The organism is Pontibacter pamirensis, assembly GCF_010015475.1.
In the GTDB taxonomy this organism is placed as follows: domain Bacteria; phylum Bacteroidota; class Bacteroidia; order Cytophagales; family Hymenobacteraceae; genus Pontibacter; species Pontibacter pamirensis.
Genome location: NZ_SSNI01000010.1, coordinates 101,570 through 115,731 on the forward strand (window position 1 = coordinate 101,570; position 14,162 = coordinate 115,731).

Annotated in this window: 12 protein-coding genes; all 12 read right to left on the reverse strand. The window is 49.2% G+C overall.

The window, feature by feature from the left end; translation table 11 throughout:
• Nucleotides 1-209 precede the first annotated feature (209 nt).
• The 12 genes from dacB to paaA all read right to left on the reverse strand — a co-directional run bounded on the left by dacB (nt 210) and on the right by paaA (nt 14,117).
• On the reverse strand, nt 210-1,589 hold the full coding sequence (gene dacB / locus E1919_RS10625) for a D-alanyl-D-alanine carboxypeptidase/D-alanyl-D-alanine endopeptidase (protein WP_237144249.1): 1,380 nt from the start codon (nt 1,587-1,589) through the stop codon (nt 210-212).
• Nucleotides 1,590-1,742: 153 nt separating this feature from the next.
• Nucleotides 1,743-3,878 (reverse strand): glycoside hydrolase family 97 protein, encoded by a 2,136-nt coding sequence (locus E1919_RS10630; protein ID WP_162053419.1) that lies wholly within the window; start codon nt 3,876-3,878, stop codon nt 1,743-1,745.
• A gap of 927 nt (nt 3,879-4,805) precedes the next feature.
• Complete coding sequence (locus tag E1919_RS10635; protein ID WP_162053371.1) at nt 4,806-5,585, reverse strand: enoyl-CoA hydratase/isomerase family protein; 780 nt, start codon at nt 5,583-5,585, stop codon at nt 4,806-4,808.
• A 145-nt stretch (nt 5,586-5,730) separates the two neighbouring features.
• A complete protein-coding gene (gene paaZ / locus E1919_RS10640; protein ID WP_162053372.1) occupies nt 5,731-7,782 on the reverse strand; it encodes a phenylacetic acid degradation bifunctional protein PaaZ in 2,052 nt (683 codons plus the stop codon).
• 362 nt (nt 7,783-8,144) lie between these two features.
• Nucleotides 8,145-8,738, reverse strand: coding sequence for an acyltransferase (locus E1919_RS10645; RefSeq protein WP_162053373.1), 594 nt, complete (start codon nt 8,736-8,738; stop codon nt 8,145-8,147).
• A gap of 3 nt (nt 8,739-8,741) precedes the next feature.
• Entirely contained in the window at nt 8,742-9,947 is a 1,206-nt protein-coding gene (pcaF, locus tag E1919_RS10650) for a 3-oxoadipyl-CoA thiolase (protein ID WP_162053374.1), read from the reverse strand.
• 85 nt (nt 9,948-10,032) lie between these two features.
• The gene (gene paaI / locus E1919_RS10655) at nt 10,033-10,461 is read right to left on the reverse strand and encodes a hydroxyphenylacetyl-CoA thioesterase PaaI (protein WP_162053375.1); all 429 of its coding nucleotides are present in this window, start codon (nt 10,459-10,461) and stop codon (nt 10,033-10,035) included.
• A 25-nt stretch (nt 10,462-10,486) separates the two neighbouring features.
• Nucleotides 10,487-11,272, reverse strand: a complete 786-nt coding sequence (locus E1919_RS10660) for an enoyl-CoA hydratase-related protein (protein ID WP_162053376.1) — start codon at nt 11,270-11,272, stop codon at nt 10,487-10,489.
• A 3-nt stretch (nt 11,273-11,275) separates the two neighbouring features.
• Nucleotides 11,276-11,764: a 1,2-phenylacetyl-CoA epoxidase subunit PaaD gene (gene paaD / locus E1919_RS10665; RefSeq protein ID WP_162053377.1), complete on the reverse strand. Its 489-nt coding sequence runs from the start codon at nt 11,762-11,764 to the stop codon at nt 11,276-11,278.
• A 113-nt stretch (nt 11,765-11,877) separates the two neighbouring features.
• Nucleotides 11,878-12,708 (reverse strand): 1,2-phenylacetyl-CoA epoxidase subunit PaaC, encoded by an 831-nt coding sequence (gene paaC / locus E1919_RS10670; RefSeq protein WP_202915897.1) that lies wholly within the window; start codon nt 12,706-12,708, stop codon nt 11,878-11,880.
• 5 nt (nt 12,709-12,713) lie between these two features.
• Nucleotides 12,714-13,001 (reverse strand): 1,2-phenylacetyl-CoA epoxidase subunit PaaB, encoded by a 288-nt coding sequence (paaB, locus tag E1919_RS10675; protein ID WP_115565404.1) that lies wholly within the window; start codon nt 12,999-13,001, stop codon nt 12,714-12,716.
• Nucleotides 13,002-13,163: 162 nt separating this feature from the next.
• The gene (paaA, locus tag E1919_RS10680; RefSeq protein WP_162053378.1) at nt 13,164-14,117 is read right to left on the reverse strand and encodes a 1,2-phenylacetyl-CoA epoxidase subunit PaaA; all 954 of its coding nucleotides are present in this window, start codon (nt 14,115-14,117) and stop codon (nt 13,164-13,166) included.
• Nucleotides 14,118-14,162 lie beyond the last annotated feature (45 nt).

Sequence of the window (14,162 nt, forward strand, 5' to 3'; positions counted from 1 at the left end):
AAACTTAATGTACAAACATACGATATACACGCCAGTATACCAAATCAATAATACTATCTCGTTATAGAAAAAAATTATAACACCACTTATGTAAGCGCTAAAGCATTTATGATGATATACTATCTCCAGAACCTTATGAGAAATTGTGAAGTCTCAAATAAGAAAAGCTTTTGCCGGGAACCTGCCACCTGAGAACTTTTTGATACAGCCTACTTTAGTACGTCCAGTACCTTATACATTTTCCTGACAACAGCCCCTGACGAGCCATTATAATTGTTGACAAGGAAGGCAAAAACATACTCGTTTCCGTCTTTTGCTTTATGATAGCCACTATACCCTTTTACTCCTCTAATAGTACCACTTTTCATTTTCATACCGTTGTAGAGCGGCAGCGAAGCATAAAAACCATCGAACCAAGGCTGCTTTCTGGCATGTTGCAGAATGCTGGCCTGTGCATGTGTTGTCACGCGGTTTTGCGGAGATAGTCCTGAACCATCCACAATGTTTAGTTCCGTGTCCGGTATGCCTTGTTGCTTCCAGTACTTCCTGATTTGTTCTACTCCTTTGTCTGTAGAACCAGCACCACTACTTTTAGCGGCAATTGTTTTCACCAGCGCCTCGCCATATAGGTTCACACTTTTCCTGTTAAACCAGTAGATGATGCTATCAAGTGGAGGAGATGTTACGGTATAAAATATGGTGTGCTTCGCTAATGGAGTCTTACCACCCGCTAATGCCTTTCCCAGACTCTTAACCCCCACTCCGGCTAATGCTTCCTGCAACGTGCTCACAAAGTAGTCTGAAACAACAGGTATAGCACCTGATATTTTGAACCTGCTTTCATTCACTGGTATAGTGCCTCTGATAACTCCGGAGGCGGCATTTAACGGGAAGTAAATATAAGCGTTATCGCCAGTACCCGCCGCCGCAGAAGAGAGTTCTGAACGCAGGGTATAGCCTTTGATTTCAGGCATCATACCCACAATCTTCACCGGGTCGCCTATCTTCGAACCAGACTTCAGAAGAACATCATACTGGTTTTCCCGCCAGTTTAGTTTTGCAGGTCCTGCCCCATAGTAGTTTCCGATGTCCTGCCACATCCAGCCATCGGGTATGGTTTCCTCATCCCACGCCTCATTGTCTACTAAAACAGAGCTGATAGTTTTTATGCCTTGCTTCTGAATAGCCTTCGCTATTCCCTTCAGCACGACATCTTCTTTCGTGGTGCGCCACCGCCAGCTTCCGAACGTTGGATCCCCGGCAGGTACAATCAAGAGCGAAGCATCCTCCCCTGTTTTGTGTAGGGCAAAGTTCGTTTTATACTGGAAGTCTTCTCCTAAAAGCTCGTAGGCACTTGCGCTTGTTATCACCTTCATAGTGGAAGCCGGTGCAAGGCCAAGCATACCATTTTGCTCATAAACCACTTTGCCGGTTTTAGCATCCATCACATACAACGATGCTATGCCGTTGCGAAGTTGCGGGTCGTTCTGGAATGCCTTGAAGGCCGCAGAAAGTTGCCCGGAAACGGATTGTGAGAGCGCCATAGAGTGCACAAAGGCGCATAATATGAGAAGGGCCGTTCTTAACATGAGTTGTAACATCCCCTTAAATTAAGAAAAAACAAGCTTAGTAACAGTATAAAATGCAGCGGCCATAGGTGCGAATACTCTTGAATCTCTTTAAAACCAAAGAGGGTGAAGAACTTATACCCTTCACCCTCTTTAGTTGATTATTGCTGCCTTCTATAGTCTTTTAAGGCTTCTCCTGTCTTCGCTGGTTGCCTCTTTGATGCTGATGGCAATGCCACCCCCGGCAGCTAAACGCTGTTTTAGCACACTCTTGGGAGTAATAAGCACTTTGCGGACGGTGTAGCTTTGTGGATTTTTATTCCAGCTGGCATCCTTTCCGTCAGCATAAATGGTAGCCACGTAGTTCTTGCCTTTTGGAAGATAGTTGAAAGGTATAACTGCTGTGCGAGGGTTTTCATCTGTGATGCCGCCCACGTACCACTCCTGCTTACCCTTGGCTTTGCGGGCAATCGTCACGTAATCGCCTGGCTCTGCTTCCTGCACATAGGTATCATCCCAATCCAGCGCCACATCTTTGATGAACTGGAATGCATCTGGGAAACGGATGTAGTTCTCAGGCAAATCCGCTGCCATCTGTAGCGGGCTGTACATGGTTACGTAGTAGGCCAGTTGCTTTACCAATGTGGTGTTTACACGCTGATTGCCGGTCCCGTAGTACGAAAGGTCCGTCTGGAAAATTCCTGGGGTATAATCCATCGGCCCACCCATTAGGCGGGTGAAAGGAAGAATGGTCGCATGATCAGGCGCTAAGCCACCCATGGCCTCAAACTCTGTACCGCGTGCAGACTCCTGCGCCAGATAGTTTGGGTATGTGCGGTGCAAACCAGTAGGCCGAACTGCCTCGTGGCTGTTAATCATAATTTTATAATCAGCTGCCGTTCTGGCCACATAGATGTAGTGGTTTACCATCCACTGCCCGTCGTGGTGCTCACCGCGCGGTATGATTTTGCCTACATACCCTGTCTTCACAGAGTTGTACCCATAGTCCTTCATGAACTGAAAGGCCTGGTGCAGGCGGCGCTCATAATTGGTAGCAGCACCGGAAGTCTCATGGTGCATCATAATCCTCACTCCTTTCGATAAAGCGTACTTGTATAGCTCCCTTACATCAAAGTCTGGATATGGTGTTATGAAATCGAACACATCTTCTTTCCAGTTACCGAACCAGTCTTCCCAGCCCACATTCCAGCCCTCTACCAGTACAGCATCAAAACCATGCTCCGCGGCAAAGTTGATGTGCTTCTTCACATTTTCTGTCGTGGCACCATGGCGCCCGCTCGGTGTCAGTTTGGTGAAGTCGTCGCTCAGTTTCACGTTTGTCTCGGTTCCGTAGGCCCAGGTGCTTTTGCCCGCCACAAAATACTCCCACCAAACACCTATGTATTTAACAGGCTTTATCCACGACACGTCTTCATAGGCTGTAGGCTCGTTCAGGTTCAGGATAAGTTTAGAGGCAAGTATGTCGGTGGCCTTGTCGCTCACCACAATCGTGCGCCATGGCGTTTTCGTGTCCGTCTGCATGTATGCTTTGTTACCCACCGCATCGGGTGTGAGATGAGAGCTCATCCTGTACGTTTGTGGATCTACATTCAGATGCATGGCAGAATAATTCACTAATGCCGCCTCGTGAATGTTGATGTACAGGCCATCGGCAGATTTCATCATTAAAGGTGTCTGTACCGCCAGCGTTTCAATCGGATGCTGCGCATGCACATCGATCGTTGCTTTCTCTATCAGCTGCGGTATCTCTGAAATCTTAGAAGTTGTGATGGCATACTCGTTCGTATCATAATCTCCCGGTATCCAGAAAGCCTTGTGGTCACCTGTTAGGTTGAACTCTGTATGTTCTTCTTCAACAATAAAGTAGTTCAGGTTTTCCTGCTCCGGAAATTCGTAGCGAAAGCCCAGCCCGTCGTTAAACAAGCGGAAACGGATACGGATAAAACGATCCTGTTGATCTTTCTGGGCCAAGTTTACTAGTAGCTCATTGTAGTTATTGCGTATGGTGCTCTGCTCGCCCCACACAGGCTGCCATGTATCATTCACAGAGGCTTGCTCTGTATTGGTAACGGTAAAGCCCTCCATAAAAGAACCGGCATCGTTTGTTTCCAGGCCCAGCCTGCTCGGCTTTATAACCGGCTTCTTTTTATAACTCAGCCGATAGGTTGGTGCTCCGTTTTCAGCCAGCTCAAAAGTTAGCGTTAGGTTTTTATCAGGGGAGGTAATCACCTGTGCATGCAACTGTATTATACATGTACAGATAAGGAGTAGGGTGCATAACCCGCGCATCAGTTGGCGGGAAGGGTAAATAATCTTTTCTGCTCTTTCTATACTCATTCTGTAGTTGTAATTTATTTGATTTTACTTCTCTATACTCTTAGAAAAACGCCCATGGTAGCATGAGCTATATAAGTACTCACTTACAAAGAAGCAGGACTTTACAGCCAACAGCAATTCACCTATACAGAATGTAGAAAAAACCAGTTCTAAATAAGCATAAATCACCTTATAATCAACGACTTAATCAAATTAAGAAGCCTGAACTGAGTAGCTAAAATGTAGCTGTTTTTCTGGGGTTATTACCGGTTCTCATGAACTGAACTACATCGTATTGATATGATTCTGTCTAAGCTGCCGTAGTAATAGTTCATCCAGCGGCATCAGACCTACTGTTTCATTTCTATTGCTCTGTTCTCTCTAGGCCGAGAGGCCTCGTCTTCGGGCATCGCGCTGTGCATTTGAAGCTGCCCTCGCTCCGCTGCGGGCTGCTGAGCAAGCTCAGCACCGCATCAAATACAAGGCGCTCAACCCAAAGACTGGAAACATATTCACTTCGTGCTGACTAATTTTAGTAATCTGCTTCATAACTAAAGTCCTCAATGGAAAAAGCCCTAGCCGACAAGAAAAGCAGGCTCCCCTCCTTGGACTCTAATGGGGGCCCCTGCACCCCCAGGAGGGGCAGGGGTGGTTGGACCCGGTATATAAGAAAATGCGAAGGTACTATGGAACGGTCTTGATAGGATGTAGTATTACCTATATGAAAGGCTTGAGCTCCAGGCAATTTGGTCTATGGCAGGAAAAGGAGGCTGAACAGGGGTAGGCTACCAGGAAAACAAAAACGCTTTGGTCTTATAAAAGGCCATAGCGTTTCAGGAAATGATGAAGCTGAATGCGCTGTCTTCATAACAGAAGAAGCAGTTACCAACAGTGTGCAGCTTATTTCTTCTCTTTAAAGGAACGGATAAAATCACGGGTAAAGTCAGATAAAACAAGGGTGCCACTAATGCCGGCCCGTTCTATAAGTAGTTTATCCCAGTGCTCTGTTCCCTGCCAGAACACTTCTTTCATTGCCCTGAGCGCAGCAGGGCTGTAGGTGGCCAGCCTGGCAGCAAAAGCCTGCACGGCGGCATCCATCTGTTCTGTTGTATCATACACATCAGCATATAAGCCTTTTTCTTTGGCCCACTCCGCCGAACGGAACTCTGCTGCATCAAGTGAAAGCTGGGAGAAAGCTGCCAGACCAATTTTCCGTTCTACTGCAGGTCCTACTACAAAGGGGCCGATGCCTAAAGCCAGTTCACTCAGTTTCACAGAGGCATGTTTGGTTGCAAAGCAGTAGTCTGTAGAGGCCGCTACTCCTACGCCTCCTCCTATCGCTTTCCCCTGTACCCTGCCTATGATTATTTTGCCAGAGGTGCGGCAGGCATTGATTACTTTCGCAAAGCCTGAAAAGAAGACCAGGCCCTGCTCCTTGTTCTCAATGGCCATCAACTCATCAAAGCTTGCACCGGCGCAGAACGTGCGCTCTCCCCCACTTTTCAGAACAATCACTTTTGTCTGCTCTTCCTGACTTACTCTGGTAATAGTAGCAGCAAGTTCATCAAGTAATGCACCTGGCAAAGAGTTATGCGATGGATGAAAAAATGTAATGGTGGCTATACCCTGCTCATCTATTGATGCCTCTACCTTACCTGCTGTTGTATCTGTTATGCTCATAGTTTATTAATGAAAATAGAAGTAGCAAGACATAAAATGCCAAGCTTCTCTTTTATGAACAATTCCCTTTCCAGAAGAGAGATAAAGTTCTGTAAAAGAAATACAGCCATATCTTGTGACTTGCTACTTCTGTTCTGTATGTTTTTTACTCCTGATTTAACTTTTTCACCATTGTCAGGATAGTAGCAATGGCTACCGTCTCCCCTGTTTCATCTGTTACATCTACCAGCCACTTCACAATGCCTTTTGCCACATCTTCTTCGCTGCGCTTCTCCTGCCCGACTTTCTCTTTGCAGGTAAGCTTTACGCCGATGGTCATGCCCGGGTAAACAGGTTTAGTAAAGCGGCACTCTTCCAGGCCATAGTTCAACAATACCGGTCCCTTTTTCGGATGAACGAACATGCCCGCCGCCTTCGACAGGATATAGTATCCGTGTGCCACCTTCCCTTCGAAAAGTGTTCCTTCCAGGGAAGTAGCATCCACGTGTGCATAAAAGTGGTCACCCGATACATTTGCAAAATTGGCAATATCTGCCTCTGTTACGGTGTGGTTGTGCGTGACATAAGTTTCCCCTATCTCCAGTTCTTCGAAGTACCTCTGGAAAGGGTGCTTATCGTACTCTACCTGCTTTGCGCCCTTCTGGTACACGCCTGTAATAGCCGTTACCATAGACGGAGAGCCTTGAATAGCAACACGCTGCATGAAATGTTTCACGCCACGGATGCCGCCCATTTCTTCTCCGCCACCCGCTCTGCCCGGTCCGCCATGAATCAGCATAGGCATTGGTGAGCCATGACCAGTGCTTTCCTTCGCGCACTCCTGGTTTAGCACCAGGATACGTCCGTGATGTGTGGCGGCACCTATGGCATACTCCTGCGCAATAGCAGGGTCGGCAGTAGCAATAGAAGATACCAGCGATCCTTTGCCCATTTTGGATATCTCAATCGCCTCATCTATGCCTTTATATGGCATAATTGTCGCTACTGGTCCAAAGGCTTCCAACTCATGGGTATCGGTATAGCGGAAAGGTTGCTCATTCAGCATAACTATAGGTGAGATGAAGGCACCTTTTTCAGAGTCTGCTCCAATCAGGTCTACCTTATCCAGGCTACCATATACAATAGGCGTCTGCTTTGCCAGTTCTTTTACCTGGTCCCGCAGTCGCTTTAGTTGCTCTCTTCCCACAATAGCGCCCATGCGTACGCCTTCCGCCTGCGGGTCGCCGATGCCTGTTTTAGAAAGCTCGCGCCCAAGGGCTATCTGTACATCTTCCACCAGTTTCTCCGGCACAATAGCCCGCCGGATGGCCGTACATTTCTGGCCTGCTTTGGACGTGATTTCCTTGCGTATCTCTTTGATGAACAAGTCGAACTCTGCTGTTCCGGGCACCGCATCCTCCCCCAGTACAGCACTATTCAGAGAATCTGCTTCCATGGTGAAAGGCACCGCTTCCTCTATCAGTCTCGGGTGTGCTTTCAGTTTACGGCCTGTACTGGCGGAACCAGTGAACGTCACCACGTCTTGATAGGTCACGTGGTCCAGGATGCCTTCCCCGGTGCCAGTTACCAGTTGCAGCGCACCCTCCGGCAAGATTTTAGATACAATAATTTCTCTTACAACCGCTTCTGTGAGAAAAGCCGTGATGGGAGCCGGTTTTACAATGGCAGGCATACCTGCCAGCAGGTTCACGGCTATTTTCTCCAGCATCCCCCAAACCGGGAAGTTATAGGCGTTGATGTGAATGGCCACGCCCTCTTTCGGAACCAGGATATGATGCCCCATAAACGTTCCGCCCTTCGACAGCCCAATGGGTTCATCTTCTACAAAGAAAGGTTTGTCCGGGAATTTGCGGCGCAGGGAAGCATAGGCAAATAAATTTCCGATACCGCCTTCAATATCTACCCAACTGTCGGCGCGGGTAGCTCCTGTTAGGTAGCTGAGTTTGTAGTAGTCTTCCTTCTTCGACATCAGGTGCAGGGCCAAGGCTTTCAGCATCAGGCCGCGCTCCTGAAAGGTCATCTTCCGGAGTGCTTTGTTTCCCTTGCTGCGGGCGTAATGCATCATCGCTTCAAAATCGAGCCCGCCGCTGTAGGCTGTATAAATCAGTTCGCCTGTTACGGCATCCAGTATCTGGCTTTCTTGTCCTGAACCGGGAGTCCATTGCCCTAAGGCATAGTTTTGCAGTTGATTTGCCATATAGTTATTTGTCATTTCAATACAATATTGTCATTCCGAACGAGAGAGAAATCCTTAAAAGCTTGTTGCTAAAGCCTCTACTATACTTAGACAAGCTATTTATTCTATAGTTAACTGTATTCCTCAGTTTCACATACCCTTTGTTTCATCTCTCGCCTTGGTGTGCTCACGGCCGCGGGGCCTCGTCTTCCCGCATCGCGCTGGAAGTTTTTCTGCGCCAGGGCGCTGCCGCTCCCGCGGCACCGAAAAATCTCCAAATGCGCTCAACGGGAAGACTGGAAACATTTCAATAGCAAACGCTATGCTTCTGGAACGAATAAGAAAATCATTCCTTACTCAGGTTCAATGATGGGCATAAATTATCACGCCTTACTCTCATTCCAAGTCTTATAGCTGCCTTCCTGCTTTTGCCTGTCTGCTGGCACTTCTCTTAGAGGCTCGCAGGTTTTTAGGGTGGCGTGGCAATCGGCGGGAAGCTGCATGTAGACGTGTGTACCTTTTGTCTTCCAGCCTATCATTTCATCGCTTACCTGCTTGATGATTTTGTGCGGATTGCCCACTACTAAGCTGCGCGGCGGGATTTTCTCATCTGCTTGGATGAAACTCAGAGCGCCTACAATGCTTTCATCCCCTAATTCTACTCGGTCCATCACCACGGCATTCATTCCGACAAGTGCATTCCGGCCGATGGTGGCGCCGTGAATAATAGCGCCGTGGCCTATGTGCGCCATCTCTTTCAGCAGCACCGTTACCCCCGGAAAAACATGGATGGTACAGTTCTCCTGCACGTTGCAATTATCCTCTATTACAATCTGCCCCCAATCACCCCGAATAGCAGCACCCGGACCGATATAAACATTTTTGCCAATGATGACATTGCCCGTAACTGCTGCCTGTGGGTGTACAAAAGCGCTTTCATGTATGACTGGTTTATACCCGTTGAACTCGTAAATCATAGCTTATACTTTCTCAATGATTGCCGCATACCCTTGCCCTACGCCCACACACATCGTCACCAAGGCATAGCGCTTGTTCTGCCTGTACAGCTCAATGGCTGCGGAATTCAGGATTCTGGCGCCGCTCATGCCCAGCGGGTGCCCCAAGGCAATGGCACCGCCGTTCGGGTTGATACGTGGGTCGTTATCTTCCAAACCAAAACCCCTGATACAGGCCAGGCTTTGCGCAGCAAACGCCTCGTTCAGCTCTATAAGGTCCATGTCATCCAGGGTAAGACCAGCCTTTTTCATAGCAATCTGGCTGGCCGGCACAGGGCCTATACCCATTACGCGCGGCTCCACGCCTGCCACTCCCATCGATACAATGCGTGCCTTTGGTGTGAGGTTATTTTTTTTGATGCCTTCTTCTGACGCGAGTAAAAGTGCTGCAGCACCATCATTTAGACCGGAAGCATTACCAGCCGTTACCGTACCGTCTTTCCGGAAGGCAGGGCGAAGCTTCCCCAGCACCTCCAGGGTTGTATCTGGTCTGATAAACTCGTCTTTGTCAAATATTTTCGGATCGCCTTTGCGTTGCGGAATCTCTACCGGTACAATCTCTTTATCGAAGCGGCCTTTTTCCTGCGCCACCGCCGCCTTTTGCTGGGAGTGGAGGGCAAACTGGTCCTGGTCTTCGCGATTGATGTTTTCACGCTCCGCCAGGTTTTCGGCCGTTTCTCCCATGCCATCCGTGCCGAAAAGCTCCTTCATCTTTGGGTTCACGAAGCGCCAGCCGAAGCTGGAGTCGTGCATTTCTGAATCTCTGCCGAAAGGGGTGCTGGCTTTGGAAATGACCCAAGGTCCACGCGTCATGTTTTCCACGCCACCGGCAATAAAGAAATCACCGTCGCCACACTGTATGGCCCTGCTGGCCGCTATGGCAGCTGACAGCCCGGAGGCACACAGGCGGTTTATCGTTTCGCCGGGCACAGAGAAAGGCAGGCCCGCCAGAAGCAACGACATGCGCGCCACATTGCGGTTATCCTCACCTGCCTGGTTGGCGCAGCCCATTATCACATCTGCAATCTCCGCCCCGTCTACAGAAGGGTTGCGCTTCATGAGTTCTTTTATCACGAGGGCAGCCATGTCATCCGGCCTTACGGTGGCCAGTGTACCGCCGAAGTTGCCGATTGGCGTGCGGATGCCGTCTATGAGGTATGCGTCTTTCATGGTTGTTTCTGTTTGATGGAAGCAGGTTATGATACTTTGATGAACCCACCCCTGCCCCTCCGAGGAGGGGAATTAGGTTCTTAACTTAAATTTCTTTGCTGGTGCGGTAAGAGGTGCCCTTGAATAGCGCCACCAGTACATCCTCCTGGTTCGTTATCCGAATCTGATAGACACCTATTTTGTTTTTTAGGCTTTCTTCTTTAGCCTCAACCGTTAGAATATCGCCTAGCTTGCCTGCTTCCAGGTAGTCCATGTTGGTGCTGAGTGCCATACTCAGGCGGCCGTGGCTGTTGCAGGCAAAGGCAAAAGCACTGTCGGCGGCAGAATAGGTTACTCCACCATGCAAAATGCCAAAGCCGTTCAGCATGTCGTCTCTAACCAGAAAATGCAACCGACAGTAGCCTTCCCCTACTTCGTCTACCTGCAGCCCGAGCAGCTTACTGAAGGCATCTTTCTCCAGCATACGGTGCATGACCTCTTCTGCTTTACTTGTACTTTTGTCCTTCGTGTTCATGCATTAGCGGTATTAGAGGTTGGTCCTACTGACCTTTGAAGTTCGGTTTTCTCTTTTCGATGAAGGCTTGCACGCCTTCTTTAAAGTCGGCGCTAGCTCCGGCACGTTGCTGATAAGTAGATTCGTGGCGAAGCTGTCCATCCAAGCTCAGGTCGAAGGTGCAGTTCAACAGGGCTTTGGTATAGGCGAGGCCTTTGGTCGGCATCTGGGCCAACTTTTGCACTAAACTCTTTACTTCGCTTTCGAAAGCATCATCTGCGAAAGCTTTGTAAATCATGCCCATTTCCTGCGCCTCTTTCGCAGGCACCTTATCGCCTGTCATCATCAAAGCACTGGCTCTTTGCAAGCCTATCAGGCGGGGTAGGAAAAAGGTGCCACCACTGTCGGGTATAAGGCCGATTTTGCTGAATGCCTGGATAAAGGCAGCCGACTCTTTGGCCACTACAATGTCGCAGGCAAGAGCCAGGTTAGCACCGGCACCTGCTGCTACACCATTTACAGCAGCTATAACTGGCTTGTCCAGTTGCCGGAGCAAAAGCACAATCGGGTTATAATGCTGGTCTACTATTTCAGAGATGTCCATTGCATCCTCCGCCGTCGCCTCTGCCAAATCCTGGCCGGCACAGAAGGCTTTGCCTTCCCCGGTTAGCAGTACGGCCCGCACCTCCTCGTTCTGCTGGATTTCGCGCAGGCGTTCCTGCAGTGCTAAAGCCATCTCGCGGTTAAAGCTGTTGAAAACATCCGGTCTGTTCAGGGTGATGGTGGCGACGCCAGCTTCAAAATTGTACTTGATGTAATTGTTTTCTTCCATGTTTTATTTCAGGCATTTAAAATAGTCGAATGGCTCCAGGCACTCGTTGCACTGGTAAAGCGCTTTGCAGGCGGTGGAGCCAAACTGGCTGACAAGTTTTGTATTTTCTGATTTGCAAAGCGGACAGCGCACGGTCGTGTCTCTCCCAAACAGGGCGTGAATGTCTCCGCCATCTTCTACAGGAGGAGCAATACCATATTCTTCCAGCTTTATCTTACCTTCTTCTGACAGCCAATCGGTGGTCCAGGCAGGGCTCAGTTGCATATTGATGCGGACAGACTTGAAGCCTTCTGCCAATAGCTTGAGCCTAATATCGGTGGCAATGGTGTTCATGGCGGGGCAGCCGGAATAGGTAGGGGTAATCGTTACCTGCACTTCTTCGTCCTGCACCTGCACATCGCGCACTACTCCCAGGTCCACAACGCTCAGTACCGGAACCTCAGGGTCGGAAACATCCTCTAAGTATTGCCAGATTCTTTCTTCTGTATTCAAATCTTGAATTACGTTTTAAAAATCACTTGTCATCTCGAACGGTAGTGAGATATCTGATTAATTTAAGGTAGATATCCCACTACCGTTCGAGATGACAAAGGCGTGTTTTATCTCTACCACTCCAGACCCGGATAGGTTCTTTGCAGGTATTGTAGCTCTGTTAGCACAAAGCCGAGGTGTTCTGTATGCCTGCCTTCCTTGCCTCCAGACTGCATCCACACGTTCTGTGGCACGGCTAGCGTTGCTTCTTGAAAAACCTTGGCAACGTGCGCATCCCAGCTATTTTTAATTTGGCTGTAATCCGGGATAACCCCATGTTCCAAAAGCTTTTTCTCTGTAGCTGTCATCATGAATAACTCACCGGAAAAAGGCCAGAGGTTGTCGATGGCTTTTTCGATGCGCTTCCTGCTTTCTTCGGTGCCATCACCTAAGCGGATCACCCACTCAGAACTCCACTTGATATGATAACTGGATTCTTTCAGAGACTTTTCAGCAATAGCAGCCAGGCGGTGGTCTGTGCTGTTCTGGAGTTCTTTCAGGAAGAAAAAGTGGAAGCTATCGAAGATAAACTGGCGCATGATGGTATCACCGAAGTCGCCGTTTGGCTGCTCAACCAGTAGTGGGTTTTTATACTCCACCGTGTCACGCAGGTACGCCATGTCGTCTTCTGTGCGTCCTTTGCCTTCCAGTTCAGCGGCATACTGGTACAGGCTGCGGGTCTCCCCAATTAAATCCAGCGCGATGTTCGACAAAGCCATGTCCTGCTCCAGCACCGGGCCATGCCCGCACCACTCTGAAAGGCGATGGCCAAGTATAAAGGACGTGTCCGCCAGTTGCAAGGTATACTCCAGCACCAGTTGCTTCACTTCGGGGGCATAGTCCTGTACCGGGGTGTTGAAGTGCTGCTCGTGCAGGTGCGGTGCGTTTTCGTGGTTGTGCATCATAGCTGTTACATGTTTTTGATTTCCGCCGGCACCTCATAGAATGTCGGGTGGCGGTATACTTTGTCGTTGGCCGGCTCATAAAAAGCAGTGGCATCGTCGGGGTTGGAGGCGTGTATGTGCTTTGACTCTACTACCCATATGCTGATGCCTTCCATGCGGCGGGTATACACATCGCGGGCATTCTGTACAGCCATCTCTGCATCCGCCGCGTGCAGGCTGCCTACGTGTTTGTGGTCAAGGCCTTGTTTGCTTCTAATGAAGACTTCCCAAAGCGGCCATTCTTTTGTGTTCATATGTTTTATCTTTTTGTGATTTCCCTTTAACCTGAGGCTTTTCACTTAATGGCTGTCATTTCGAACAAAGTGAGAAATCTGTGGCATTGTGGGGTCATAAAATATCTCAGATTTCTCGCTTTGTTCGAAATGACAATACGTGTTGACTTAGGCACACTGCTCCTACGCTACCTTTTGCTGTTCTCGCTGTGCTCTTTTCTCAGCGTGGGCGAGGGCGGCTTCGCGTACCCATGCGCCTTCCTGGTCGGCTTTCACACGGGTTTGGATGCGCTGTTTGTTGCAGGGGCCGTTACCTTTTACCACGCTCCAGAACTCATCCCAGTCTATCTGGCCATAGTCGTAGCCGTTTTTGGCCTCGTTCCACGTCAGATCCTTGTCTGGTACAGTCAGGCCCAGAAACTCCGCCTGCGGCACCATCATGTCCACGAAGCGCTGGCGCAGTTCGTCATTAGTGAATCGCTTAATTCTCCAGCGCATCGACTGCTCTGTATTCGGCGACTCCTCGTCTTTCGGGCCGAACATCATCAGGGTTGGCCACCACCAGCGGTTAAAAGCTTCCTGCGCCATCTTCTTTTGCTCCGGCGCACCGTTGCACAGCGTCATCATAATTTCAAAGCCCTGGCGCTGGTGGAAGCTTTCTTCTTTACACACCCGCACCATGGCCCGGGCATAAGGGCCATAAGACGTACGACACAGCGGCACCTGGTTCATAATAGCAGCACCATCCACGAGCCAGCCAATCGCTCCAATATCAGCCCAGGAAAGAGTCGGGTAGTTGAAGATGCTGGAGTACTTTGCCTTACCTGAATGCAGGTCAGCAATCATCTGGTCACGGGAGGCACCCAATGTTTCGGCGGCGCTATACAGATACAAACCGTGGCCTGCCTCATCCTGCACCTTGGCTAGGAGTATGGCTTTGCGCTTGAGTGAGGGAGCGCGCGTAATCCAGTTGCCTTCCGGCAACATGCCTACAATTTCGGAGTGCGCGTGCTGCGATATCTGCCGGATAAGTGTTTTCCGGTAAGCATCCGGCATCCAGTCCTTTGGTTCTATTCTGATGTCTTTGGCGACCTTTTCTTCAAATTGTGCCTCCAGGTTTACTTCTACCTCTTCCATAGCTTCTATATCTTTTAAAAACCTTCGTCAGGTTATATTTTTTAA

What these genes read in the sequence shown, in the direction of transcription:
- E1919_RS10635 (WP_162053371.1), bottom strand. Translation starts at nt 5,585, where the DNA reads ATGAGCATAACAGATACAACAGCAGGTAAGGTAGAGGCATCAATAGAT.
- dacB (WP_237144249.1), bottom strand. Translation starts at nt 1,589, where the DNA reads ATGTTAAGAACGGCCCTTCTCATATTATGCGCCTTTGTGCACTCTATG.
- paaA (WP_162053378.1), bottom strand. Translation starts at nt 14,117, where the DNA reads ATGGAAGAGGTAGAAGTAAACCTGGAGGCACAATTTGAAGAAAAGGTC.
- paaC (WP_202915897.1), bottom strand. Translation starts at nt 12,708, where the DNA reads ATGATGCACAACCACGAAAACGCACCGCACCTGCACGAGCAGCACTTC.
- E1919_RS10630 (WP_162053419.1), bottom strand. Translation starts at nt 3,878, where the DNA reads ATGCGCGGGTTATGCACCCTACTCCTTATCTGTACATGTATAATACAG.
- paaZ (WP_162053372.1), bottom strand. Translation starts at nt 7,782, where the DNA reads ATGGCAAATCAACTGCAAAACTATGCCTTAGGGCAATGGACTCCCGGT.
- pcaF (WP_162053374.1), bottom strand. Translation starts at nt 9,947, where the DNA reads ATGAAAGACGCATACCTCATAGACGGCATCCGCACGCCAATCGGCAAC.
- E1919_RS10660 (WP_162053376.1), bottom strand. Translation starts at nt 11,272, where the DNA reads ATGGAAGAAAACAATTACATCAAGTACAATTTTGAAGCTGGCGTCGCC.
- paaI (WP_162053375.1), bottom strand. Translation starts at nt 10,461, where the DNA reads ATGAACACGAAGGACAAAAGTACAAGTAAAGCAGAAGAGGTCATGCAC.
- E1919_RS10645 (WP_162053373.1), bottom strand. Translation starts at nt 8,738, where the DNA reads ATGATTTACGAGTTCAACGGGTATAAACCAGTCATACATGAAAGCGCT.
- paaB (WP_115565404.1), bottom strand. Translation starts at nt 13,001, where the DNA reads ATGAACACAAAAGAATGGCCGCTTTGGGAAGTCTTCATTAGAAGCAAA.